General features: G+C 65.2%; 21 protein-coding genes and 1 tRNA gene. 13 read left to right on the top strand and 9 right to left on the bottom strand.

Annotated elements, in window-relative coordinates:
• Positions 1-15 precede the first annotated feature (15 nt).
• Positions 16-399: a GxxExxY protein gene (locus BLU29_RS16330; RefSeq protein WP_091060163.1), complete on the bottom strand. Its 384-nt coding sequence runs from the start codon at positions 397-399 to the stop codon at positions 16-18.
• A gap of 48 nt (positions 400-447) precedes the next feature.
• A complete protein-coding gene (locus tag BLU29_RS16325; protein WP_091060160.1) occupies positions 448-2,133 on the bottom strand; it encodes an NAD+ synthase in 1,686 nt (561 codons plus the stop codon).
• A 179-nt stretch (positions 2,134-2,312) separates the two neighbouring features.
• On the opposite strand from BLU29_RS16325, the gene BLU29_RS16320 reads away from it, so the two are divergent.
• The 3 genes from BLU29_RS16320 to BLU29_RS16310 are packed head-to-tail and all read left to right on the top strand — an operon-like array spanning position 2,313 to position 4,781.
• Positions 2,313-2,900, top strand: a complete 588-nt coding sequence (locus tag BLU29_RS16320) for a nucleoside triphosphate pyrophosphatase (protein WP_091061226.1) — start codon at positions 2,313-2,315, stop codon at positions 2,898-2,900.
• A gap of 10 nt (positions 2,901-2,910) precedes the next feature.
• Positions 2,911-4,026: a hypothetical protein gene (locus BLU29_RS16315; protein WP_091060159.1), complete on the top strand. Its 1,116-nt coding sequence runs from the start codon at positions 2,911-2,913 to the stop codon at positions 4,024-4,026.
• The gene (locus tag BLU29_RS16310) at positions 4,023-4,781 is read left to right on the top strand and encodes a pseudouridine synthase (RefSeq protein WP_231962257.1); all 759 of its coding nucleotides are present in this window, start codon (positions 4,023-4,025) and stop codon (positions 4,779-4,781) included. The genes BLU29_RS16315 and BLU29_RS16310 overlap by 4 nt, the downstream gene beginning before the upstream one ends.
• Before the next feature lie 125 nt (positions 4,782-4,906).
• Here the strand turns inward: BLU29_RS16310 and BLU29_RS16305 are convergent, their stop codons facing one another.
• Positions 4,907-5,833 carry a hypothetical protein gene (locus BLU29_RS16305; protein ID WP_091060156.1) on the bottom strand — a complete coding sequence of 309 codons (927 nt, stop codon included), beginning with the start codon at positions 5,831-5,833 and terminating at the stop codon, positions 4,907-4,909.
• Positions 5,834-5,866: 33 nt separating this feature from the next.
• Positions 5,867-8,440 carry a DNA mismatch repair protein MutS gene (gene mutS, locus BLU29_RS16300; RefSeq protein WP_091060152.1) on the bottom strand — a complete coding sequence of 858 codons (2,574 nt, stop codon included), beginning with the start codon at positions 8,438-8,440 and terminating at the stop codon, positions 5,867-5,869.
• Between the two features lie 169 nt (positions 8,441-8,609).
• On the opposite strand from mutS, the gene BLU29_RS16295 reads away from it, so the two are divergent.
• The gene (locus tag BLU29_RS16295) at positions 8,610-9,329 is read left to right on the top strand and encodes an alpha/beta fold hydrolase (protein WP_091060151.1); all 720 of its coding nucleotides are present in this window, start codon (positions 8,610-8,612) and stop codon (positions 9,327-9,329) included.
• Positions 9,330-9,430: 101 nt separating this feature from the next.
• On the opposite strand, the gene BLU29_RS16290 is transcribed toward BLU29_RS16295, so the two are convergent.
• The 3 genes from BLU29_RS16290 to tmk all read right to left on the bottom strand — a co-directional run bounded on the left by BLU29_RS16290 (position 9,431) and on the right by tmk (position 12,724).
• The gene (locus tag BLU29_RS16290) at positions 9,431-10,819 is read right to left on the bottom strand and encodes an MATE family efflux transporter (protein ID WP_091060148.1); all 1,389 of its coding nucleotides are present in this window, start codon (positions 10,817-10,819) and stop codon (positions 9,431-9,433) included.
• A gap of 141 nt (positions 10,820-10,960) precedes the next feature.
• Positions 10,961-11,944 carry a DNA polymerase III subunit delta' gene (locus BLU29_RS16285; protein WP_091060145.1) on the bottom strand — a complete coding sequence of 328 codons (984 nt, stop codon included), beginning with the start codon at positions 11,942-11,944 and terminating at the stop codon, positions 10,961-10,963.
• 132 nt (positions 11,945-12,076) lie between these two features.
• Positions 12,077-12,724, bottom strand: a complete 648-nt coding sequence (tmk, locus tag BLU29_RS16280; RefSeq protein ID WP_091061222.1) for a dTMP kinase — start codon at positions 12,722-12,724, stop codon at positions 12,077-12,079.
• A 139-nt stretch (positions 12,725-12,863) separates the two neighbouring features.
• Between tmk and BLU29_RS16275 the strand changes: the two genes are divergently transcribed.
• The 4 genes from BLU29_RS16275 (at position 12,864) to BLU29_RS16260 (ending at position 14,956) form a co-directional block, all read left to right on the top strand.
• A complete protein-coding gene (locus BLU29_RS16275) occupies positions 12,864-13,565 on the top strand; it encodes a MotA/TolQ/ExbB proton channel family protein (RefSeq protein ID WP_091060142.1) in 702 nt (233 codons plus the stop codon).
• A gap of 8 nt (positions 13,566-13,573) precedes the next feature.
• Positions 13,574-13,993, top strand: coding sequence for a biopolymer transporter ExbD (locus tag BLU29_RS16270; protein ID WP_091060139.1), 420 nt, complete (start codon positions 13,574-13,576; stop codon positions 13,991-13,993).
• A gap of 4 nt (positions 13,994-13,997) precedes the next feature.
• Positions 13,998-14,822 carry a TonB family protein gene (locus tag BLU29_RS16265; RefSeq protein WP_091060137.1) on the top strand — a complete coding sequence of 275 codons (825 nt, stop codon included), beginning with the start codon at positions 13,998-14,000 and terminating at the stop codon, positions 14,820-14,822.
• 58 nt (positions 14,823-14,880) lie between these two features.
• Positions 14,881-14,956: transfer RNA gene (locus BLU29_RS16260), tRNA-Ala, on the top strand.
• Between the two features lie 36 nt (positions 14,957-14,992).
• On the opposite strand, the gene BLU29_RS16255 is transcribed toward BLU29_RS16260, so the two are convergent.
• Complete coding sequence (locus tag BLU29_RS16255) at positions 14,993-15,727, bottom strand: site-2 protease family protein (RefSeq protein WP_172830287.1); 735 nt, start codon at positions 15,725-15,727, stop codon at positions 14,993-14,995.
• A gap of 114 nt (positions 15,728-15,841) precedes the next feature.
• Here BLU29_RS16255 and BLU29_RS16250 point away from each other — a divergent pair, with 114 nt between their 5' ends.
• Positions 15,842-17,236: a sigma-54 dependent transcriptional regulator gene (locus BLU29_RS16250; protein ID WP_091060131.1), complete on the top strand. Its 1,395-nt coding sequence runs from the start codon at positions 15,842-15,844 to the stop codon at positions 17,234-17,236.
• A 113-nt stretch (positions 17,237-17,349) separates the two neighbouring features.
• Here the strand turns inward: BLU29_RS16250 and galE are convergent, their stop codons facing one another.
• On the bottom strand, positions 17,350-18,342 hold the full coding sequence (gene galE, locus BLU29_RS16245) for a UDP-glucose 4-epimerase GalE (RefSeq protein ID WP_091060129.1): 993 nt from the start codon (positions 18,340-18,342) through the stop codon (positions 17,350-17,352).
• Between the two features lie 67 nt (positions 18,343-18,409).
• Between galE and BLU29_RS16240 the strand changes: the two genes are divergently transcribed.
• The 4 genes from BLU29_RS16240 to BLU29_RS16225 all read left to right on the top strand — a co-directional run bounded on the left by BLU29_RS16240 (position 18,410) and on the right by BLU29_RS16225 (position 23,134).
• On the top strand, positions 18,410-19,648 hold the full coding sequence (locus BLU29_RS16240) for a beta-ketoacyl-[acyl-carrier-protein] synthase family protein (RefSeq protein ID WP_091060127.1): 1,239 nt from the start codon (positions 18,410-18,412) through the stop codon (positions 19,646-19,648).
• Positions 19,649-19,663: 15 nt separating this feature from the next.
• Positions 19,664-19,918, top strand: a complete 255-nt coding sequence (locus tag BLU29_RS16235) for a phosphopantetheine-binding protein (protein WP_091060124.1) — start codon at positions 19,664-19,666, stop codon at positions 19,916-19,918.
• A gap of 184 nt (positions 19,919-20,102) precedes the next feature.
• The gene (locus tag BLU29_RS16230; RefSeq protein ID WP_091060122.1) at positions 20,103-21,548 is read left to right on the top strand and encodes an NAD(P)/FAD-dependent oxidoreductase; all 1,446 of its coding nucleotides are present in this window, start codon (positions 20,103-20,105) and stop codon (positions 21,546-21,548) included.
• 134 nt (positions 21,549-21,682) lie between these two features.
• Positions 21,683-23,134 (top strand): FAD-dependent oxidoreductase, encoded by a 1,452-nt coding sequence (locus BLU29_RS16225; protein ID WP_091060119.1) that lies wholly within the window; start codon positions 21,683-21,685, stop codon positions 23,132-23,134.
• Positions 23,135-23,171 lie beyond the last annotated feature (37 nt).

The raw sequence follows: 23,171 nt of genomic DNA, 5'->3' as shown, positions 1-23,171 counted from the left end.
TAATGGGCCACTAATTCAGAGAACAAAACGCTTCCATTCGAGTTTAGGGAATGAACCGAAATTCACGAGATAGCCTACGCGTTTCCCGGTCGCGCGAAGATAGTTGATGAGCTGCGCTTCGTGTTCGGAAAGCAGGGCTTTGACGGCTTTCAACTCCACCACGATTTCCCCAATGACAATGAAATCGGCTTCGTATTGTTTCTTCAGAAGCTGACCTTTGTAGAACAGGGACAGCTTGGGCTTTGAAACGTGTGGGATGGCGCGGTGGACTAATTCGAGTTCAAGGCTCTCGTGATAAACCTCTTCAAGGAAGCCATGTCCCATCTCATTGTAGACATCGAAAACAGCAGCCATGAAATCATAGCCCTCCTGCTGGTACAGCCCGGTCACTGTGGTCATAGATCGTCTCCATTAGTGGCCCATTAGTGTGGATTAGTGGTGACCAGATCAGCTGACATATTTCTGCACGATCGGGATGCGGCGGCCGACGCCGAAGGCGAGGGGGGTGATCTTCAGGCCGGGGGCGGCCTGCTTGCGCTTGTATTCATTGAGGTCGACCTTGCGGACGATGTCGTTGACGACGGCCGAGTCGAAGCCCTGCGCGACGAGATCGGCGCGGGACAGGCCTTCCTCGACGTAGCCCTTGAGGATGGCGTCGAGCATCGCGTAGGGCGGCAGGCTGTCCTGGTCGGTCTGGTCGGGCCGCAACTCGGCGCTCGGCGCCTTGTCGATGCTGGAGACGGGAATGATCTCCTTGTTCCGGTTGATCCAGCGGGACAGGGCGTAAACCTGCATCTTGAAGACATCGCTGATGACCGCGAGCCCGCCGCACATGTCGCCGTAGAGCGTGCAGTAGCCGACGGCCAGTTCGCTCTTGTTGCCCGTGGTGAGGAGCAGCGCGCCGAACTTGTTGGAGATCGCCATGAGCAGCAGGCCGCGGGCGCGGGCCTGGATGTTCTCCTCGGCGATGTCACGCGGCCGGCCGGCGAAGATCGGGGCGAGCGTTTTCTCGGCGGCACCGACCGTGTCGGCGATGGAGATGGTGTGGAACTCGATGCCGAGGTTCGCTGCGAGGATGCGGGCGTCGTCCTTCGAGTGCTGGCTGGAGATGACCGACGGCAGGCTGACGCCGATGACGTTCTTCGGGCCGAGCGCCTCGGCGGCAATGACGGCGGTCAGCGCTGAGTCGATGCCGCCGGAGAGGCCGAGCAGGGCCTTCTTGAAGCCGGTCTTCTGGGCGTAGTCGCGGACGCCCAGCACGAGGGCATCGTAGATGTCGGCGAGATCTTCCTGTTCGAAGGTCGGGTGACGGTAGGGCGAATCCTCCGGATGAGCCGCGGTCGCGGAACGGCTCGTCGGGACGACTCGCCCTACCTCCACGACCTGCAGTTGCTCGCGGAAGGCCGCGAGGCCGCCGATGACGTTGCCCTGGGCATCGCAGACCACGCTGCGGCCGTCGAAGAGCAGCTCGTCATTGCCGCCGACGGCGTTGACGTAGGCGACCGGGCAGCCGAGCTGGCGGGCGGTGTCGGCCACGAGCTTGTGGCGGACGTCGCCCTTGCCGTAATTCCACGGGCTGGCGGAGAGATTGACCATCAGGTCACACCGCTGGCCGGCGAGTTGGCGGACGGGCTCGACGCCGTTGTAGAGGCGGCGGGTCGAGATCATGGCGTGCGTCCAGATGTCCTCGCAGATGGTGATGCCGAGGCGGAGGCCGCCGAATTCCACGACGATGGGCGCGGCGGCCGGCTCGAAATAACGGTCCTCGTCGAAGACATCGTAGGTCGGCAGCAGGCACTTGCGGGCGGTGGCGGTGACCTTGCCCTGGTGGCAGAAGGCGGCGGAGTTGAACGCCGAGCGGCCCGCGCCGGTCATGTTGGCCTCGGTGTAGCCGATGAGGGCCGGCACGGTGCCGATCTGGGTGGCGAGTTCGCGGGTGGCCTTTTCGACATCGGCCACGAAGCGCTTCTTGAACAGGAGGTCGCGCGGCGGGTAGCCCGAAACCACCAGCTCCGGGTAGATCACCAGCTCCGCGTCTTGGGCCACCAGCGTGCGGTAAGCCTCAAGGATGCGGCGGGAGTTGCCGGCGAGGTCGCCGACGATGGTGTTGATCTGGGCCAGGCCGATGCGCATGGGAGGGCTAACTTGAGGGCAAAGTGCTGGACTGCAACCTCAAGCCGTGGATTTGTAGGGCGGGATCACCGCATCCCGCCTCGAACGGGATATCATTTTCGAACGAAGGCGGGATGCGGTGATCCCGCCCTACAGAATCCGCTAGCGCTCGGCCAGAAATCACACCTACTGTGCCGGTCGTGCCATCCGCCGCGCCATCCCGCCTGATCCTTGCCTCCGCTTCGCCGCGGCGGAAGGAGCTGCTCGCGTCGCTCGGCGTGGCTTTTGAGGTCGTGCCGGCCGAGGTCACCGAACACGAGGCGCCGGACGCCGACCCGCGCGAGATGGTGCGGCACAACGCCGCGCTCAAGGCCGACTGGGTCGCGGCGCGGCACCCCGACGCCACCGTCATCGGGGCCGACACGACCGTTTTCATCGACCGGACGGTGCTCAACAAGCCCCGCGACCCGGCCGAGGCGCGGGCCATGCTCCGGCTGCTCCGCGGCCGGACGCACACCGTATTCACCGGACTGGCGATCCGCCGCCAGCGCGACGGCCTGCGGCTCGACCAGGGCGTGGCCAGCGAGGTGACGTTCAAGGCCTTTGACGACGCCACGCTCGAGCTCTACCTCAGCCGGGTGCACACCCTCGACAAGGCCGGCGGCTATGCCATCCAGGAGCAAGGCGACCTCATTGTGGCCGGTTTTACGGGGTCGCTGACAAATATTGTGGGTTTGCCGCTAGAAGAAATGAAACAACTTTTGACTAGGGCGGGTCAGACGCGTTGATTTCAACCCAGTGACGACCCAGCTCGCCCAGCTCAGCCCGCGTCCCGACGCCCCCGAAAAGGACCGCGCGGACTACTCCATTGCCATCGGCCTCGCCGCCACGCTGCTGTTCCACCTGCTGCTCGTGTGGGTGGCCCCGGAGTTCGACTTCATGAAGTTCTCCGGCGTGCACGGCGGCATCTCCGTCACCAGCGCGAACAAGGGCAAGACCTTCGACTTCCAGCTCGCCCCGGACGCCTTCCCCAAGCCCAAGGAGCGCGACCCCGCCCAGTTCGTCGAGACCAACTCGGCCGCGCCGGAGAACACGCCGGACAAGACCAACAACTTCAGCAACCGCAACCAGCAGTCCGCCCAGGAGGTCGCCGCCAAGGAACTCGACCCGGAGCACCGCCCGACCACGAAGGGCGACGACAAGTTCAAGGACAGCTCCGCGATCGTTTCCGGCGACATGGCGCCGCCCCAGCTCGCGCCGGCCCCGACCCCGGAGGTTACGAAGGACGAGGCGCAGGCACGCACCGAGCAAAAGGCCCGCCTGGAGCAGGTGCCGCTCGAGGGCTTCGACAAGACCGAGGGCAAGTCCGAGGACGGCATCGCCACCAACATCGCCAAAAGCAAGTCGCTCACGACCAACGCCGATCAGCTGGCGGAGGGAGCCAAGGATGCCAAGGATCCCACCGGCGGACTCGTCGCGGTCACCCAGTCCGCGAAACAGCAGCCGAAGGAGCGTCCGCGCCTGTCGTCGGTCTCGCTGAACCGCCAGTCGCCAATTGCCAATCACATCGCCGGGGTGGCCAACATGGGCATCATCGGCATGGACGCCCGCTGGAGCGAATACGGCGAGTATCTGAACGAACTCATCGAGATCGTGCAGGCCCAATGGTATAGCATTCTCCGCGAGAGCCGGGTCTCCCCGCCGCGCGGCTCGCACGTGATCGTCACCTTCCGCATCAACTCCAAGGGCGAGACCGAGATCACGAAGGTCGAGGATGCCGACGCCGGCAAGCAGGGCGTCTTCTCCTGCCAGAACGCCATCACCTATCCGCAGCCCTACCGCAAGTGGTCCGACGCGATGATCGCCGTGCTCGGCGACTCCCAGGAACTGACCTTCAGTTTCTACTATCAGTGAGCGCGCTGCCGGGAGACTTCTGGGACACCCTGCCGCTGGGCGAGGGCGTGACGCCGCTCACCCGCGACGCCAACGGCCTGGCCGCGTTCAACAAGCCCGCCGGCCTCCTGTCGCACCCTAACGACTCGCAGGACGAGGGCCGGGCGCTGCTGACGTGCCGCTACGACAAGGAGGCCCAGCGCTTCATCTGGAAGACGGCCGACGGGGCCGAGCGCTGGCTGTGGCTGCTCAACCGCCTCGATTCCGCCACGTCCGGCGTGATCCTCACCGCCGCCAGCGAGAAACTGGCGCTGGCCGTGCGCGAGCACTACGCGAAGAAGCAGGTCCACAAGGTCTACTCGGCCCTCGTCTTCGGCCATCCGCACAAGAACTTCGAGCACTGGCACGATCAGCTCGCGGTGAAGAAGAAGGGCGGCCGGATCCGCACGGCGACGATCGGCAACGTGCCGGCGCAAACCAGCTTCCAGCTCATCAAGCACACGCAGAAGGCGTTCTCGACCTCGCTGGTGAAGCTCGAACCCCGCACCGGCCGCAGCCACCAGCTGCGCGTGCAGTGCGCCAAGCGCCAGCTGCCGATCATCGGCGACCAGACCTACGGCGACTTCGCGCTGAACCGCGCCTTCGCCAAGGCCAACAAGACCAAGCGCCTTTTCCTGCACTCGCTCGAGACGAGCTTCACCTACGAGTTCGCCGGCCAGAGCCACCCCTTCAAGGCCGCCGCGCCGCTGCCACGCGAGTTCATGGCGGGGTATTGAGGGCGGGGGAACGGAACGGCCCGCAGGGACTGGGCCCATAGCGGCATGGAGGGCTCGCGTCTCTGCGAGCCTTTTTTCTACAGCAAACCCAGCTGCGAGTCGTCGGCCGGGTATTGCAGCGCGCCTCAGGTGCGCAACGGGAGCGGCACCGCGCCTGCCGCCGGCGCCGGACCGTGCGGATGGTGGCCCTTGAGCGCGAAGTGCCGCGTCATCACTGCATCGAGCGTATGAGCAACCAGGAGGATGACCGCGTTTGTGGCCCAGAAGCTGACGGGGGGGCGTTCGTATTCCGGATCGAGCAGTGCCAGCAGCGGGAAAATCACGAACCCGAGCCAGAGGAAGGTCGCGCCGGCCAGCTGCATGACGGCACGCCACCGGTGACCGAGATACCAGTCGCCGACCCCGGGGAAAATGAAGGAGAGGAGCGCGGCCTTGTTCGGCTGCTTGAATCCGCCGCGGCAGGCCGGGCACGCGGGCGGATGCGCCGGCACCATCGTGTAGCAGTGCGGGCAAAGGTGTTCGAGGCCCTGCACGCGCTCGAACGGGGCGTTGGTTCCCTTCACGATGCCGGCCAGAAAGTCCGCGAGGAATTTCCGGTCGGCCTTCGGCACCTGCTGGAAGTCGAGGGTCTGCTTGTTGAGCAGCTTCACGCGGCACACGCCGCTCCAGGTGGACGCCACGCTGGCGATGGCCGTGTAGGGGATCTGCGAGACGAGCCTCTCCGCCCGGTGCCGGCTGCTGATGGCCAGCAGCAGGACGCGGTCGGTGGTGAAGACCAGCGCGCGCAGGTTCAGCAGATGCGCCACCCAGCCGACGAAGAAGTGTTCGCCAACGCTCACGGTCGTGCCGGGTGTCATGAAGAACACGCGCTCATCCGGCCGCAGGATCTGCCGTAGCTTGGCATCGATGCCCTTGAGCAGCTTGAAGCGGTTCTTCGAGCGCTGGCGGGCGAAAAATCCGTCGGCCTTGAAGAGCATCGCATAATCGTAAGGGGCCGGATCGATCGGCCCCGACAGGAGGTCCTCGAACTTTTTTGCCGTCTCGACATTCATGGGGGTGGGGGTGTCGCGCGACAGCCCGTCGCGCTAAAGCAAGTTAAGCTGCGAGTCGTCCGCCGGCGCAACCGTGATCTTTTTCTTCGGCCGGGCCTGGGGCGAGGGGAGCGTGACGCTCACGTCCTCGGACTCCAGTTGCGTGAGAATGGTCTTGGCGCGATCGATGACGCTCAGCGGCAGGCCGGCGAGACGCGCGACCTGGATGCCGTAGCTGCGGTCGGCGGCGCCCTCGACGACGCGGCGGACGAACACGATGTCGTCGTTCCACTCCTTCACCGCGACGGAATAGTTCTTCAGCCGCGGCAGATGCTTGGCGAGCTGGGTCAACTCCTGGTAGTGCGTGGCAAAGAGGGTGCGCGGTCCGCGCTCGGCGGAACGGTGCAGGTGCTCGACCACGGCCCAGGCGATGCTCAGGCCGTCATAGGTCGAGGTGCCGCGGCCGATTTCGTCGAGGATGATGAGCGAGCGGTCGGTCGTGTTGTTGAGGATGTTGGCCGTCTCGTTCATCTCGACCATGAAGGTCGAATTGCCGCGGGCCAGGTCGTCGCTCGCGCCGACGCGGGAGAAGATGCGATCCACGAGGCCGAGGCGGCAGGCCTTGGCCGGCACCCAGCAACCGATCTGCGCCAGCAGCGCGATGAGCGCGACCTGCCGGATGTAGGTGGACTTGCCGGCCATGTTGGGGCCGGTGATAAGCAGGATCTGGGCGTCGTCCGCGGAGAGCGCCGTGTCGTTCGGCACGAAGGTGTAGCTGCCTGCGAGACCAAGACGCTCCTGCTTCATCATCTGCTCGACGACCGGATGGCGGCCGTCGGTGATGCTGAGAAGCTCGCCCTCGTCGAGCTGCGGACGGCAATAATCCCATTCGCGGGCCAGCACGGCCCAGCCGGCGAGCACGTCAAGTTCGGCGAGCGCATCGGCCGTGCGCGAGAGGGTCATGGATTCATCAAGGACGGCTGCAACCAGCTCGTTGAAGAGTTCGAGTTCCCGGGCGAGTGACTTTTCCTCGGCGGAGAAGATCTCCTTCTCCTTCAGCTTGAGCGCCTCGGTCACGTAGCGCTCGCCGCTCACCGTGGTCTGCTTGCGGATGTAGTCGGCGGGCACATTGGCGAGATTGGCCTTCGTGACCTCGATGTAGTAACCGAAGACAGAGGTGTAGCGGACCTTGAGGCTCTTGATGCCGGTGCGTTCCTGCTCGGCCCGCTCGAGCTCGGCGAGCCACGACTTGTTGTCGGTCGTGAGGCTGCGCAGGCGGTCGAGTTCGGCGTCGTAACCGGCGCGGATGTAGTTGCCGTCGGCCAGGTCGTTCGGGAGTTCGTCGGCGAGTCCGCCGGCGAGCAGCTCGCGGAGCTTGGGCAGGTCGGTGAGCCGGGCGCGGACCTTGGACGTCTCGCCGCCGTGGGTGCCGACCAGGTGCGCGTCGAGCAGATCGAGGCAGGCCATGATGGCCGGGATCTGCGCGAGGGTGTCTTTCACGCCGCCGAGTTCGCGCGGATTGCGGAGGCGGTTCTGGAGACGGCCGAGGATGCGCGGGATGTCGCGGACCTTGTTGAGCAGCTCGCGCAGCCCGGCGAGGTCGCTCGGCTGGGCGATGAGTTCGCCGACGACGGTCTGGCGGCGGACGATCTCCGGCAGGTCGAGGGTGGGGGCGGCGAGCCAGCGTTCCAGCAGGCGCGAGCCGGCGGCCGTCGTGCTCCGGTCGATGGCGCCGAGCAGCGAGGCGTCACGGGTGCCGCGGGTGGACGAGAAGATCTCGAGATTGCGCAGGGTCGCCGGATCGAGGAGCAGCGTGCGCGTGCTGCGATATTCCTGCAGCGAGCGGAGGTTCTGGGGCTTCGCGCAGAGATTCTCGGTGGCGTAGTAGACCACGGCGCCGGCCGCCCCGAGCGCCGGGTGGCCGTTGGCAAGACCGAAGCCCTGCAGGTTGAGCACGCCGAGGGCGTCCATCACGGTCTTCGCTCCGCCGGTGACCTCGAAATGGTAGCCCGGCAGCTCGGAGCAAAGGCGCGGCGCGCAGAATTGGTGCAGCGCATGGACCGCGTGTTGCTCGTGCGGGGCTGCCTGCCAGCGGCCGAGATCACCTTCGATCAGCACGAGCTCGGCCGGGTCGAGCGCAGTGAGGACCGGCAGCAGGTTCTCCGGGTGGGCGTCGGTCGCAATGCGGAACTCGCCGGTGGACAGATCGAGCCACGCCGCGTGGAGGCCGGCCTTGTCGAGCGACAGCGCACAGAGGTAGTGGTTCTTGGCCGCGTCGAGCTGGTTGGCCGAGAGGGTGGTGCCGGGCGAGAGGATGCGGGTGAGCTGGCGCTTCACGAGCTTGCCCGACTGGGCCGGCTCGGCCTGATCGCAGATGGCGACCTTCTTGCCGGCGGCGAGGAGCTTGGTGACGTAATTGTCGGCGGCGTGATGGGGGATGCCCGCCATCGGGGTCTCCTGGCGCTTGGTCAGGGTGATACCCAGCAGCCGGGCGCCGATCTCGGCGTCCTCGAAGAACATCTCGTAGAAATCGCCGAGGCGGAAGAGCAGGAGCGTGTTCGCCGGGAGGCCGCGCTTGACCTCGAAATACTGCTGCATCATCGGCGTGAGCTTCTCTGCGGCTGACATAATTAATTAACCACAGAGTCACAGAGGGCACAGAGGTTTGGGAAGCCAAAAGCAGCAGGCTGCCTGTCGTCAGGTGATATTTGATTTGTCTCGGGTGTTTTCTCCGTGTCTCCGTGTCTCTGTGGTTCAATTGCATCATACCGACTTGGGCGGGGCGGGCCTTCCGCCCATGATCGTGCTGCACGGCCTGCTCGGCTCGTCCCGCAACTGGCTGAGCACGGGACGGGACCTGGCCCGGCACTTCCACGTGTTCGCCCTCGACGCCCGCAACCATGGCAAGTCGCCCCATGCCGCGGAGATGAGCTACGACGTGATGGTCGACGACCTGATCGGCTGGATGGACGCCCAGGGCCTGGCCAAGGCGGTGATCACCGGGCACAGCATGGGCGGCAAGACGGCGATGCTGCTGGCCTGCCGTCACCCTGAGCGGGTGGAGCGGCTGATCGTGGTGGATATCGCCCCGAAGGACTATTACTGGGTGGCGCACCGCGGGGAGTTCCTGGCGATGACCGAGCTGGACCTCGGCAGCCTGCAGTCGCGGCAGGAGGCGGAGCTGCGCTTCGAGGCCCGGGTGGACAACCTCGGCATGAGGAAATTCCTCGCGACCAACCTGGTGCAGGAGGAGGGCCGCTGGCGCTGGCAGGTCAACGTGCCCGTGCTGGCCGCGGCACTGCCGGTGATGGAGAAGAACAGCCTGCAGCCGAACGATCGCTTCACCGGGCCGACACTCTTTATCCTCGGCGGCCGCTCACGCTATTCGGAACCCCGCGACCACGACCTGATCCGCCGGCACTTTCCCGCCGCCAAGATCGAGGTGATCGCCGACTCCGGGCACAACCCGCACATGGACAAGCGCGAGGAGTTCGTGCGGCTGGTGCTCGGCGCCTAATTTTGATTGTAGGAGCCTGTTCACAGGCGATTGAGATTCTCTCCGCGAGCAATCGTCCTGCATCGCTTGTAAACAAGCTCCTACATGCCGAACACGTTCGCCTAGGCCTCGGGGATTAGCGGCAGCGTCCGGGCCGAGACCTGGTCGCGGCTGCGGTGCGCGTATTTCAGCCAGTCCCGGCGCTTCCACCGCCGATACATGATCAGCCCGCGCAGCCATTCCTCAAACATCATGGCGCCCCAGATTCCCGGCAGGCCCCAGCCGAGTTTGAGGCCGAAAAGCCAGCAGAGCGGCACGCTCAGCAGCCATTGGGAACACGCGGCGATCTGCACCGGGAAGCGCGCGTCGCCCGTCGCCCGGAGCGCGTTGATGCCGACGATGTTGAAGACCCGGCCCGGTTCGTAGAGGACGGACATCCGCAGCAGCAGCACGCCACCGGCTATGATCGTGGCGTCGTGGGAAAACAGGCCAAGCAGTGGGGTGGCAAAAACCGCCACCAGCAGGATGCCACCGGTCGAGATGAGCAGGCCGGTGCGGATGCTCTTCAGGACCTGCCGGTAGGCCTCGTCGAAATCGCCGGCGCCGATGAGGCGGCCGATCAGGATCTCCGTGCCAAGACCCAGCGCGATGCTGAACAAGATGACGAGACGCTGGACGTTCTGGGTGTAGGTCATGGTGGCCAGGCTTTCGCCGCCAAGCCGGGCCGCAAAGCTGGTGATGACCATGAGCGAGACCCAGTAGCTCATGTGCTCGCCGGCCGCCGGCAGGCCGATGTGCAGGATGCGTTTGATGCGGGCCAGCTGCAGGTGGAAGAAGTCACCGGCGCGCAGCATGAGCTTGAGCCGGCGGTCGAGCAGCACCCAGAAAATGATGCTGGCGACCACGCGGCTCGCCACGCTGGCCAGCGCCACGCCGGTCACGCCCATGCGCGGCGCGCCGAACAACCCGAAGAGCAGCACGCAGCTCAGCGCGATATTGAGGACGTTCTGGATGACGGTCACCACCATGGCGTCGCGCGTGTGGCCGTGGGCACGCAGGGCGGCGCCGATGGCGGTGTTCATGGCCTCCATGAAGAGCGTGCCGCCCATGAGCGTGAGGAAAGGCTGCGCGTAGGGCATGAGGTCCTCGGGCAGCTGCATGAGCCGCAGGAGCGGGGCGGCGAACAGGAAGGCCACGAGACTGGCGGCCAGGCCGATCCAAGTGTTCACCGCGATCGCGGTCGTCACGATCTTTTCCGCACCGGCGCGGTCGTTGGCCCCGACGTGGTGCGTGATCACGACGCTCGCGCCGATGCCGATGAAGTTGAAGCAGATCAGGGCCAGCACCACGAGCTGGTTGGCGATGCCGAGCGCCGCCACGGCGCCGTCGGACACATGGCTGACCATGAAGGTGTCCACCGTGCCGATCAGGATGCGCAGCGTCTGCTCGATGAAGATCGGCCACGCGATCGCGAGCAACGTCGGCTTGGAAGCGGTGGCGGCGGTTTTCATCGGGTGGAACGAACCACACACAGCCAACGCCGTGCCGAGTAAAGCGGAATTACGGGCGCTCTTGGTTGCGAATGTAGGGCCGGCGCTTGTCGCCGTGCCGTGCTGTGCGGTCCGCCGGCAAGCGGCGACCCTACAATAAGGTCAGCGCTTCGCCCACAGTCGCAGCGACGAGAGCAGGAAGTTCTCCAGCGCGGCGGCCTCGTTGAGGTTCAGACGGAGCAGGCCGATATCATGCTCCAGCTGGCCGACCGCGGCCACGAGCGAGCGACGGGCGGACTCGTCGCCTTCGAGCAGGCGCTTCTGGGCGAAATCGCGGGTGGCGTGCTCGAGCTCGGCGAAAAGCTTCAGGCGGATGCCGTTGGCGATGCCGGTCTCGATGGCGGCCTGTTCGTCGTCGTCAATGTCATCCGGCAGTTTCTCCTTCTGCTGCTTCCAGGCCTGGTCGGTGGCGGCGGCGAGGACGGCGTTGAAGCGGGTGATGAGACCGTAGACGCCCATCAGCTGATCGGCCACGGCGCGCTTTTCGACGACCCCGGCGGTCAGCAGTTGCAGCCAGCCGGCGTAGTCGGCCAGCGCGGACTTCCACTGCGCGCGGGTCGGCTCGTCGGCGCCGGCGAGGGTCTCGCTGCCGGCGTCGGTGAAGCGGAAGTGCAGGCAGCGGCTGCGGATGGTCGGCAGCAGCGAGTAGGGGCGGGTCGTGAGCAGCAGGATCGTCGTGCTGGCGGACGGCTCCTCGAGGGTCTTGAGGAAGATGTTGGCCGCGGCGGTGTTCATCCGGTCGGCCTCATAGACGACGGCGACCTTGCGGTGCGAGACCTGCGGCGACACCTGGATCGAGCCGATGAGGTCGCGGGTGACCTCGGCCGAGATCTGGCGCATCTTGCCGGCCGGGCGGAGCGCGAAGAAGTCCGGGTGCTGCTTCGGCGGGAAATGCTGGGCCTGGTGCCGCGGGTCGTTGAGCAGGCGGTCGGCGATGGCGTGGGCGACGGTCGCGAGCGTGGCGAGGTTTTCGCCGTGCAGCAGCAGGCTGTGGGCGAGTCGCGAGCGCTCGATGGCCCGCTCGATGACCGCGACGGCGGGGGTGCCGGCAAGGGCGGCGGGCCAGGGCGTGATCGTGGCAGACATCGAGGACAGAAAACAGAAGTCAGAAACCTAACCAATCAAAATGTCATTCTGAATGTAGCGAAGAATCCAGAACCATGCACGCAGCGGCCGTGCCGCTGGATTCTTCGCCAGGCTCAGAATGACAATGCAAGATCACCCGAAGCGTTTCTGGACCTCGGCCCAGATCTTCTTGTCGATGGCGTCGGGCGACAGCGTGCCGTCGACGACGATCACGCGTTCCGGCCATTCTTTGGCGAGCAGAAGGTAGCCCTCACGGACCTTGGTGTAGAAGGCGATGTTCTCGCGCTCCATGCGGTCGGGCAGGCCGGAGGCGCGCCGGCGGATGCGCGCCAGGCTGACCTCGGTCGGCACATCGATGACGATGGTCAGATGCGGCATGACCTCGCCGACGGCGAAGCGATTGATCGCGCTGACCGGACCGGAAGCGAGGTTGCGGGCGATGCCCTGGTAGACGGTCGAGGAGTCGAGGTAGCGGTCGCTCAGGACCACGGCGCCGCGCTTCAGGGCGGGGGCGATGACCTCGCGGACGACCTGGGCCCGGGCAGCGGTGAAGAGCAGGAGCTCGGTCTCGGGGCACATCTCGTCGCCCTTGGAATTGTGGACGATGATGCTCCGGATCTGCTCGCCGATCTCGGTGCCGCCCGGCTCGCGGGTGGCGACGACCTCCCGGCCGGCCTGCTGGAGGTGCTCGGCGAGGCGGGTGATCTGGGTGGACTTGCCGCTCCCCTCGGAACCCTCGAAGGAGATGAGCTGGCCGGCGGATTTGGGCTTGGTGGGCATAAGCAGGGGAGACAGCTCCCACGAAAAAAGGTTGGCGGCGGCGCGCAACCAGATTCAGCCGCGCGGGCCGGGAGATTGCCGCCGAAAGGCGAGAATTCCCATTGATTGGCCGCGGCAAACGCGCCAACACTTCAACCACATGCCCAGCCTTCTTTTTCCGCCGCTCCTCGCCTCGCTCAACATCTGGCAGGTCTTCCTCATCACCGACCACGTCGGTCAGGTCGTCATCGGCCTGCTGGCGATCTTCAGCATCTTCGCCTGGGCGCTGATGATGGGCAAATATTCCGAGCTGAAGAAGCTCCGGCAGCTGAACTTCGCCTTCGAGCGGAAGCTCGCGGAGGAGCGCCACATCCTCGACCTGCCCGAGAACCTCAAGAACCGCCGCGACATCCCGTATGCCGACCTGCTGGCCGACGCGCTCGAGGCCTACTGGCGAGCCGCCGCCATCGGCAAGGAGAAGGGCGACGACACGCCGCGCAGCCGCCTGGAGCACGCGGAGAACGCCATCCAGCGCGCGCTGGCCCGCCAGTCGCTGCGCTACGAGGCCAGCATGATCATCCTCGCCTCGCTCGTCTCGGGCGCACCGTTCATGGGCCTGTTCGGCACCGTGTGGGGCATCATGGAGGCGTTCGGCGCGATCGCCGAGCAGGGCTCGGCCACGCTCGCCACGCTCGCCCCCGGCGTGTCCGCCGCGCTGCTCACCACCATCTCCGGCCTCGTGGTCGCGATCCCGTCGGTCTTCGGCTACAACATCCTGCTCGGAAACGTGAAGACCATGATCACCGAGCTCGAGAACTACGCGAGCACGCTCGCCGACCGCATCGAGCTCGAGGCCAAGTAACCCCCGCCATGGCCAAGATCTTCCGCCGTCAACGCCAGCTGCACCCGGTTGCGGAGCTGAACGTGACCAACATGGTCGACCTCGGCTTCACCCTGCTGATCATCTTCATGATCACGACGCCGCTCATCCAGCAGGAGCAGACCATCCCGCTGAACCTGCCCGGCGAAAGCAAGAAACCCCAGGTTCCGCCCGAGTCGGAATTCCAGACCGTTTCCATCGACCAATCCGGCAAGCTCTACGTCGGCAGCAAGCCCGTGAGCTTCGCCGAGCTGTCCCGGACCCTGACGGAGTTCGCCGCCCGCTCGAAGCCGCCCATCATCCGCATCCGCGCGGACATGTCCCTGCAATACCAGCAGGTCGTCCGCGTCATGGACGAGCTCACCAAGCGCGGCCTGACCCGGATCTCCCTCGACACGGAATCCAAGTGATACGATGCGGCCGAATTCCTCCAGTGCGTTCCTCACGTCGCTGATCCTCCACGGTTTCGTGGCCGCGCTGATCTTCTGCACGACGATCTACATGGCGCACTCGGAGAAAGTGCCCGTGATCTTCGAGCTGGTGCAGGGGCCGGGCGCGGACCCGACCGCGCTGGCCGCCCCCGCCGCGGGCAACACGGCGATGAAGGTGAACGTGCCCAAGGTCGAGCTGCCGCCGGACAAGGTAGAGCCCCAGGTGCAGGAGAGTCCCAGCGTGCCCGAGACCGCGCCACCCAAGGCCGAGACGGCACCGCCCAAAGCGGTGACATCATCACCCAAGGTCAAATCGGACACCAGCATCGCCAAGCAGATGAACCAGAGCGCGAGGATGTCCTACAAGGACTACCTCAAGAAACACCCGACCCCGAAGCCGTCCATCGCCACCACCGCGCGCGCGGCCAACGTGCCAAAGGTGGACGTGCAGGGCATTCTCGGCGGCGCGAAGATCGGCTCGACGGCCAGCACGCGCGGCAGCAATGGCAAGGCGCTGACCCGCGAGGAGGCGGACGAGCTCAGCACCTACATCTCGTTTCTCATCCAGGAACTGAAGCGCGCCCACGAGCCGCCAAGCGGCGTGAGCGACCAGCTGGAAACCAAGGTGACCTTCGACATCACCGCCAGCGGGGCCATCCTCAACCCCCGCATCACCAAGACTTCCGGCAACCGGGAATTCGACGATTCGGTGCTCGATGCCTTCCGCCGCATGCGCTCGATCGGGCCGACACCGAACCACCGGCCGGACACCTGGACGGTCACTTTCAAGATGAAGGACGAGGCATAAAAAGTCCTTGCGTTCCCCGGCCAAAACTTACTTTTAGGCCCTTCTTTAGTTCAGTTACGGGCTCTTAGCTCAGTTGGTAGAGCGCCTCAATGGCATTGAGGAGGTCAGCGGTTCGAACCCGCTAGGGTCCACCACTTTGAAAGCCGTCCACCCGTGGACGGCTTTCGCTTTTAGTTCGGCCCGTGCAGGATGAGTGGCGGCTCGTCCGTCGCGGGCGGCACCGTCACCGCCTCCCGGGCCATTTCCCGCCAATAGGCTTCCTCCTGCTCGCGACGCAGGGCGGCCTGGTATTCGGCGTTGCCGGCAACCAGGATGAAGGTGAACAGGACGGCGAGCATGTAGTTCTCCAGGTAAAGATTCCTGAGGATCAAGCCGATGGCCAGCACGCGCCCGACCATCACCGCCCACCAGGTCGCCTGCAGGTAGGGGAGCCGGCTGGCCAGCAGGGCGCGGAAGATCCGGCCTCCGTCCATGGGGAACACCGGCAGCAGGTTGAAGAGCCCCATCAGGCCATTCCAATAGAGCAGCATTTGCCACAATCCGCGGATCGAGTCCTCATAGACCGGATGAAAGGGGAATCCCGGCGGCAAGCCCACGAAGGGCAACAGCACAAGGACGATCGCAAAATTGACCAGCGGCCCGGCGATCGTGATGAGAAACTCCGCGGACGGCTGGCGGGGGATGCGCTCGAACTCCGCCATGCCGCCGATCGGCATGAGCAGGATGCGCGGCACCCGGATGCCGTAACGCCGGGCCGTCAGCGAATGGCCCAGTTCGTGCAGCACCACGCAGATGAAAAAAACCACGACCATTATGACGCTGATCAGCATGCCGGTCCAGCCGCCGTCATCCTGCCAGCCCTCCAGGCCGGCGTAGAGCAGCAGCAGCACGAAGCTCGCGTGCACCGCGAGTTGGATCCCGAAGACCCGAAACAAGTTAATTGACCACCCTAGCATGGCCGGTAAGTAGAACCAGCTTTGCGCAAAGCGCTAATCATTTTGACCATTCCCACCTAAGTCATGTCCGAGGCCGCCCCAGTTCCGCATATCCTTGTCGTCGACGACGACACGGAGGTGCGCTATTCGCTCAACCGGGTGCTTTCGTCGCGGCATTACAAGGTGCAGGAAGCGCCGAGCGGGGAGGAGGGCGTGGCGGCCGTGAAGAAGCAGCCACCCGACGTCGTCCTGCTCGACAACCGCATGACCGGCATGACCGGTCTGGAAACACTTCAGCACATCCGCGCAGCCAACCCGAAGCAGCTGGTCATCCTGATGACGGCCTACGGCACGGCGCAGACCGCCATCGAGGCGATGAAATTCGGGGCCTTCGACTACGTGGTGAAACCCTTCGATCCCCCGAAGCTGCTCGCGCTCGTCGAGAGCGCGCTGCGCACCCAGGCCGACATCCGCTCCGCGGGCGGCGTGGTGCCGGTCATCAATTCCGAGGACCACAAGGAGGGCATCGTCGGCACCTCGGACCCGATGCAGCAGGTCTTCAAGATCATCGGCCAGGTTGCGGCCAGCGACGTGACCGTGATGATCACGGGCGAGAGCGGCACCGGCAAGGAGCTCATCGCCCGCAGCATCCACCGGCACAGCCATCGCGGCGGCCGGCCCTTCGTCGCGGTCAACTGCTCGGCCATTCCCGAGAACCTGATCGAGAGCGAGCTGTTCGGCCACGAGCGCGGCGCCTTCACCGGTGCGACGGCGCAGCGGCTCGGCAAGTTCGAGGTCTGCGACGGCGGCACCATCTTCCTCGACGAGATCGGCGACATGACGCCGGCCACCCAGACGAAGATCCTCCGCGTGCTGCAGGAGGGCGAGATCCAGCGCGTCGGCAGCTCGGAGACGCTCAAGGTCAACGTGCGCGTCATCGCGGCGACCAACAAGGACCTCGAGGCGCTGGTGAAGGACAAGGAATTCCGCGAGGACCTGTATTACCGGCTCAACGTCGTGCGGCTGCGCCTGCCGCCGCTGCGCGAACGGGTGGAGGACGTGCCGCAGATCGTGGACTATTTCATCCAGAGCATGGCCAAGGCGAAAAAGACGAAGGCCCGCAAGGTCTCGCCCGAGGCGCTGGCCATCCTGTGCCGCCACAACTGGCCCGGCAATGTGCGCGAGCTGGAGAACATGATCTACCGCAGCGCCGTGATTGCGCAGAGCGACACGATCCTGCCGAAGGACCTGCCGGACGAGGTGCGCGGGGCCGCCGCCGGCGAGCCGCCGGGGCTCGAGGCGCTGTTCGACCAGCTTTACCGCCAGCTCAAGGTGACGCATCCCGCCGACATGCTGGCGGCGGTGAAAACCGCGCTGGAGACACGCGATGCCGCCGGCAGCAAGCCGCCGATGGAAATTCCCGCGGCGCCGGCCGCGCCCGCCGCCAAGGCGAAGAAGCCGGCGGCGAAGAAGAAGTAGTAGTGGAGGGCCCGCCTCCCTGCGGGCCGCGTCTGGTGCAGGGTCGGCGCTTGCGCCGACCTTGGGATATCGTGAACGAGGTCGGCGCAAGCGCCGACCCTACGGCAAACCTGCTACCGATCCCCGTAGCCGCCCGGCTTGGCCTTATGCCAGCGCCAGGCGGTCTCCACGATGGAGCCGATCGTCATGAACTTGGGCTTCCAGCCGAGGTCGGCCTGCGCCTTGGCGGAATTGGCGTAGAGCGCCGGCGGATCGCCCTCGCGGCGCGGGCTGTATTTCACGGGCACCTTGAGGCCGGTGACCTTCTCGACGGCCTTGATGACCTCAAGCACCGAGGTCGGCTGGCCCGTGCCGAGATTGTAGAAAAGCGCGGTGCCGGGTTGGGCGAGACGGTCGAAGGCCGCGATGTGCGCGCGGCTCAGGTCGTCGACGTGCACGTAATCGCGCAGGCAGGTGCCATCGGGGGTGGGGTAGTCGGTGCCGAAGACCTCCAGCGCCGGGCGCTTGCCCTGGGCGGCCCAGATGGCCAGCGGGATAAGGTGCGTCTCGGGGTCATGGTCCTCGCCAATGCTGCCGTCCTCGGCGGCGCCGGCGGCGTTGAAGTAGCGGAAGGTGGCGAAGCTCAGGCCCTGGCCGTGGGCGAGCGCCTTGAGCGCATTCTCCACGTCGAGCTTGGTCTGGCCGTAGGGATTGATCGGCGCCTGCGGCATGTCCTCGGTCAACGGCAGCTTCGCCGGCACGCCGAAGGTCGCGCAGGTGGAGGAGAAGACGAACTTCATCACCCCGTGCCGCATCATCGTCTCGAGCAACGCGTAGGTGGCGGAACAGTTGTTGATGTAATACTTCATCGGCGCCTTGACCGACTCGCCGACGTAGCAGAAGGCCGCGAAGTGCATCACCAGGTCGAATTTCTCCGCGGCGAAGATCCGGTCGAGCGCGACGGTGTCGCCGAGATTCGCCTCGAGGAACCTGACGTTCGCCGGCACGGCGGAGCGGTGGCCGTAGGCGAGGTTGTCGAGGACCACGGGCTCGTGGCCCGCGGCGGTAAGCTGGCGGACGCAATGACTTCCGATGTATCCGGCTCCGCCGGCGACGAGCACTTTCATGGGGCAGACTTCTATTGCTTTTCGATTTCCCATGGCTAGGTAAATCGGCTCCTTTCGAGAAACACGCATGAAGCAAAGCCGCATTGTCATCACCGGCGTCGGGCTCACCGCCCCGAACGGCAACTCGCTGGCCGAGTTCCGGAAAAACCTGCTGAACGGCGTGTCCGGCATCACCACCGTCGACGTCCGCTTCATGGGCCGCCACCCGGCGGGCATGTGCACCTTCGACCCGCTGAAATACCAGAAAAAGAAGGACGTCCGCATCGGCACGCGGGCCGGCGGCATCAGCATCTATTGCGCCCGGGAGGCGCTGGCCGACGCCGGCGTGAACCTCGAGGCCCGCGACCGCAGCCGCGTCGGCATCTACCTCGGCATCACCGAGCACGGCAACGTCGAGACCGAGAACGAGGTCTACAACATCTCGCAGTTCAAATACGACACGAAGTTCTGGACGCACCACCACAACCCGCGGACCGTGGCCAACAACCCGGCGGGCGAGGTGTCGCTCAACCTCGGCATCACCGGCCCGGCCTACACCATCGGCGCCGCCTGCGCCGCCGGCAACATGGGCCTGATCCACGCCGCGCAGATGCTGCGGCTCGGCGAGATCGACTTCGCCCTCGGCGGCGGCGTCAGCGAGAGTCCGCAGACCTTCGGCATCTTCGCCGGTTTCAAGAGCCAGAACGCCCTCGCGGCGCACGCCGACCCGACCAAGGCCAGCCGGCCGTTCGACAAGGCCCGCAACGGCATCGTGATCTCGGAGGGCGGCTGCATCTACACGCTGGAGCGGCTGGAAGACGCCCAGGCCCGCGGCGCCAGGATCTACGGCGAGATCGCCGGCTACCATGTCAATTCTGACGCCACCGACTATGTGCTGCCCAACCCGGAGCGCCAGGCCGAGTGCGTCCGCAAGGCCATCGCCCACGCCGGCATGACCATCGAGGACATCGACCTGGTGAACACGCACGCCACCTCGACCCCCCAGGGCGACATCCAGGAGTGCCAGGCCATCGCCGAGGTTTTCAAGGGCCGGAGCACCCCGCCGCATATCAACAACACCAAGAGTTTCATCGGCCACGCCATGGGGGCCGCCGGGGCGCTCGAACTGGCCGGCAACCTGCCCAGCTTCGACGACCTTGTCGTGCATCCGACCATCAACATCGACGAACTGGATCCCCAGTGTGATATTCCCGGTCTGGTTATCAATCAACCGGTTAAGGCAAAACGCATGGACGTGATCCTGAACAATTCCTTCGGCATGCTCGGGATAAATTCCACATTGATTATCAAGCGATTCGCCGCCTAACTCTGCCCACACATCATGACGAAAGACGACTGCAAGAAGCTGGTTATCGACATCATCTCCGATATCGCCCCGGACGAGGACCTCACGGCCATCAAGCCGGAGATCAAGCTGCGCGACCAGCTGCAGCTGGATTCGATGGACTTCCTCGACATCGTCATGGAACTCCGCAAGCGCCACGGCATCGAGGTGCCCGAGGCCGACTATTCGCACCTCGCCTCGCTGGAGAGCTGCGCGGAATACCTGACCCCGAAGTTCGCCACCAAGGCCTGAGCTTGGGCTTCGCCTGATTTTGTAGGGCGGGATCACTGATCCCGCCTTTTTTTATTCCCGATTTTAGACACGGAGTGCACGGAGAAAGAAAAGAGTTCACCGAGCAAGGCATGGCCGGTATTTCTCGGTGGCCTCTTGCTTCGTCTCAGTGTCCTCTGTGTCCCAACTGTCTCAAAAATAGCGCATGAAGGACTCCCACTACGACGTTGCCATCATCGGCGCCGGCATGTCCGGACTCGCCGCGGGCATACGGCTGGCCCATTTCGGCCGGAAAGTCTGCATCTTCGAGCGCCATAACGCGCCCGGCGGCCTGAACAGCTTCTACAGCCTCGGTGGCCGCAAATATGACGTCGGCCTCCACGCCATGACCAACTACGTGGCGCCCGGCGTGAAGGGCACGCCGCTCGGCAAGCTGCTGCGCCAGCTCCGCATCGAGCGCGAGGAATTCGCGCTCTGCCCGCAGAAGCAATCGAGGGTCTCGTTCGGTCCGCGCGGCGAGACGACGCTGAAGTTCACCAACGACTTCGCGGTGCTCGACGCCGAGGTCGCCGCCAAGTTTCCGGTCCAGGCCGACGGGTGGCGCCGGCTGGTCGGGCTCGTGAAGACCTACGACGATGTTTCGCTCGACGCCCAGCCGCTGTCGGCGCGCGAGGTGGTCGGCCGCCACATCACCGACCCGTTGCTGACCGACATGATCTTCTGCCCGGTGATGTATTACGGCAGCGCCCAGGAGCGGGACATGGAGTTCGGCCAGTTCGTCATCATGTTCAAGGCGCTCTACCTCGAGGGCTTCGCCCGGCCGCTGGAGGGCGTGCGCGTCATCATCCGCGTGCTGCTCGACAAGTTCCGCTCGGCCGGCGGCGAGCGCCGGATGAAATGCGGCGTGCAACGGATCATCGAGGAGCAGGGCCGGGCGGCCCGGCTGCTGCTCGACGACGGCACGGAGATTACCGCCGGCCATGTCATCTCCTCCATCGGCTACCCGGAAACGATGGCCCTATGTAGGTCGGGCTTAACGCTCGACCCGTCGGGGATAAACCCCGACCTACAGAACGTCGGCCAACTCTCGTTCATCGAGACCATCAGCGTGTTCAACCGCCAGCCGGCGGAGTGGGGATGGGGCGACGACACGATCATCTTCTTCAACGACTCCGCCCGCTTCGAGTATGCGCAGGCAAAGGAGCAAGTCGACATCCGCAGCGGCGTCATCTGCCTGCCCAACAATTTCGATTTCGCCGGCGCGCAGCTGCCCGAGGGCCTCTTCCGCGTCACTTGCCTGGCCAATTACGACCGCTGGGCGCACCTGCCGGAGGAGCAGTATCAGGCCGACAAAAAACGCTGGTTCGCCGCGGCCGTGACCAGCGCGCGGCGCTTCCTGCCGGCGGTGAGCGATGACGTACTGGCCAAAGCGCAGCTCACAACCGACATGTTCACGCCCCGCACGATCCGGAAGTTCACCGGCCATCTGAACGGCGCGATTTACGGCGCCCCGCACAAAATCCGCAACGGGCGGACCCACTTGCAGAACCTCTACCTGTGCGGCACCGACCAGGGCTTCCTGGGCATCGTCGGCGCCATGTTGAGCGGGATTTCGATGGCCAATTACCACGTGCTGCAGGCCAAAGGGTAGGGCGGCGAGTCCCTTCGCCGCCGTAGGTGGAACCTGCGCTCCGCGCAGGTTAAGCCCACGCGGAGCGTGGGCTCCACCCATCCACAATTCCGCGTTGCGCTTTCCCGGGCGCCAAACTTGATTGGGCGGCTCGCATGGCTTACGACTGGCTCAAAGGAATCGAAGACCACTACGACATCGTGGTGATTGGCAGCGGCTTGGGCGGCCTGACCGGCGCCAATGTCCTGGCCAAATGCGGCCACAAGGTGCTGCTGCTGGAGCACCATTACCAGCTCGGCGGCCTCGCCACCTGGTTCACACGGAAGGGCGGCCATATCTTCGACATTTCCCTGCACGGTTTCCCGATCGGGATGATCAAATCCATCCGCAAATACTGGAGCCAGGACATCGCCAACTCCATCGTCCAGCTGAAGGGCGTGCGGTTCATCAATCCGCAGTTCTCGATCGACACGACCTTCGACCGCGAGGACTTCACGCGCCAGCTGGTCGATAAATTCAAGGTCCCGGCCGAGACCGTCGAACGCTTCTTCACCGACCTCCGGGCGATGAACTTCTACGACAACAGCCAGGAAACGACCGGCCAGATGTTCGCCCGCTATTTCCCGGGGCGGGATGACGTGCAGCGCCTGCTGATGGAGCCGATCGCCTACGCCAACGGCTCCACGCTGGACGACCCGGCGATCACGTTCGGCATCGTGTTCTCGAACTTCATGAGCAAGGGCGTCTACACCTTCCAGGGCGGCTCCGACGTGCTGATCAAGAAGATGGGCGCCGAGCTCAAGGCCAGCGGCGTGGAGGTGCGCAAGCACGTCGTCGTCGAGAAGATCCTCACCGAGGAGCGCGACGGCCGGAAGCAGGTCACCGGGGTCGTCGCCAACGGCCGCACCATCCGCTGCGACATCGTCCTGTCCAATTCCAACATCAAGAACACCGTGCTGCGGCTCGCGGGCGCGGAGAGCTTCCCGCCCGAGTTCGTGGCGCAGACCAAGGCCGTCCGCGTCAACAGCAGCTCCTGCCAGGTCTACCTCGGCATCCGGAAAGGCGAGACCCTCCCACACATCGGCGACCTGGTGTTCACCTCGGAGGAACCGGTCTTCTCGAGCGAGAAGCTGGTCGACCTGCACACGACCAGCCGGACGTTCTCGATGTATTACCCGGACACGCGCCCGGGCTCGGACCGCTACACCGTCGTCGTCTCGATCAATGCGAAGTATGACGACTGGAACAACCTGACACCGGAACAGTATGTCGTGGAGAAACAGCGCCTGATCGACGAGTCGATCGCCGCGCTGGAAAAATACATTCCCGACGTGCGCGGCAAGATCGAGTGGAAGGAGGCCGCGACCCCGCGCACGATCGAGCGCTACACGCGCCACTGGGCCGGCACGTCGTTCGGCACGAAATTCGAGGGCCTGAAGGTCTCGATGGATCTGCCGGCGCAGCTGCCCGGGCTCTACCACGCCGGTTCGGTCGGCATCATCATGTCGGGCTGGTTGGGCACCATCAATTACGGCGTCATCGTCGCCAACCAGATCGACAAAGCCCTCGCCGCCCGGAAACGCGCCGCCGTGGGCGCCACCGCCTGAGCCATGGAGACCACCCTTTATCCCTGTGCCCTCTGCA

The organism is Opitutus sp. GAS368, assembly GCF_900104925.1.
Taxonomy (GTDB): Bacteria; Verrucomicrobiota; Verrucomicrobiia; order Opitutales; family Opitutaceae; genus Lacunisphaera.
The sequence above is the reverse complement of the archived record's forward strand: the minus strand, read 5'-3'. Positions and strand labels throughout refer to the sequence as shown.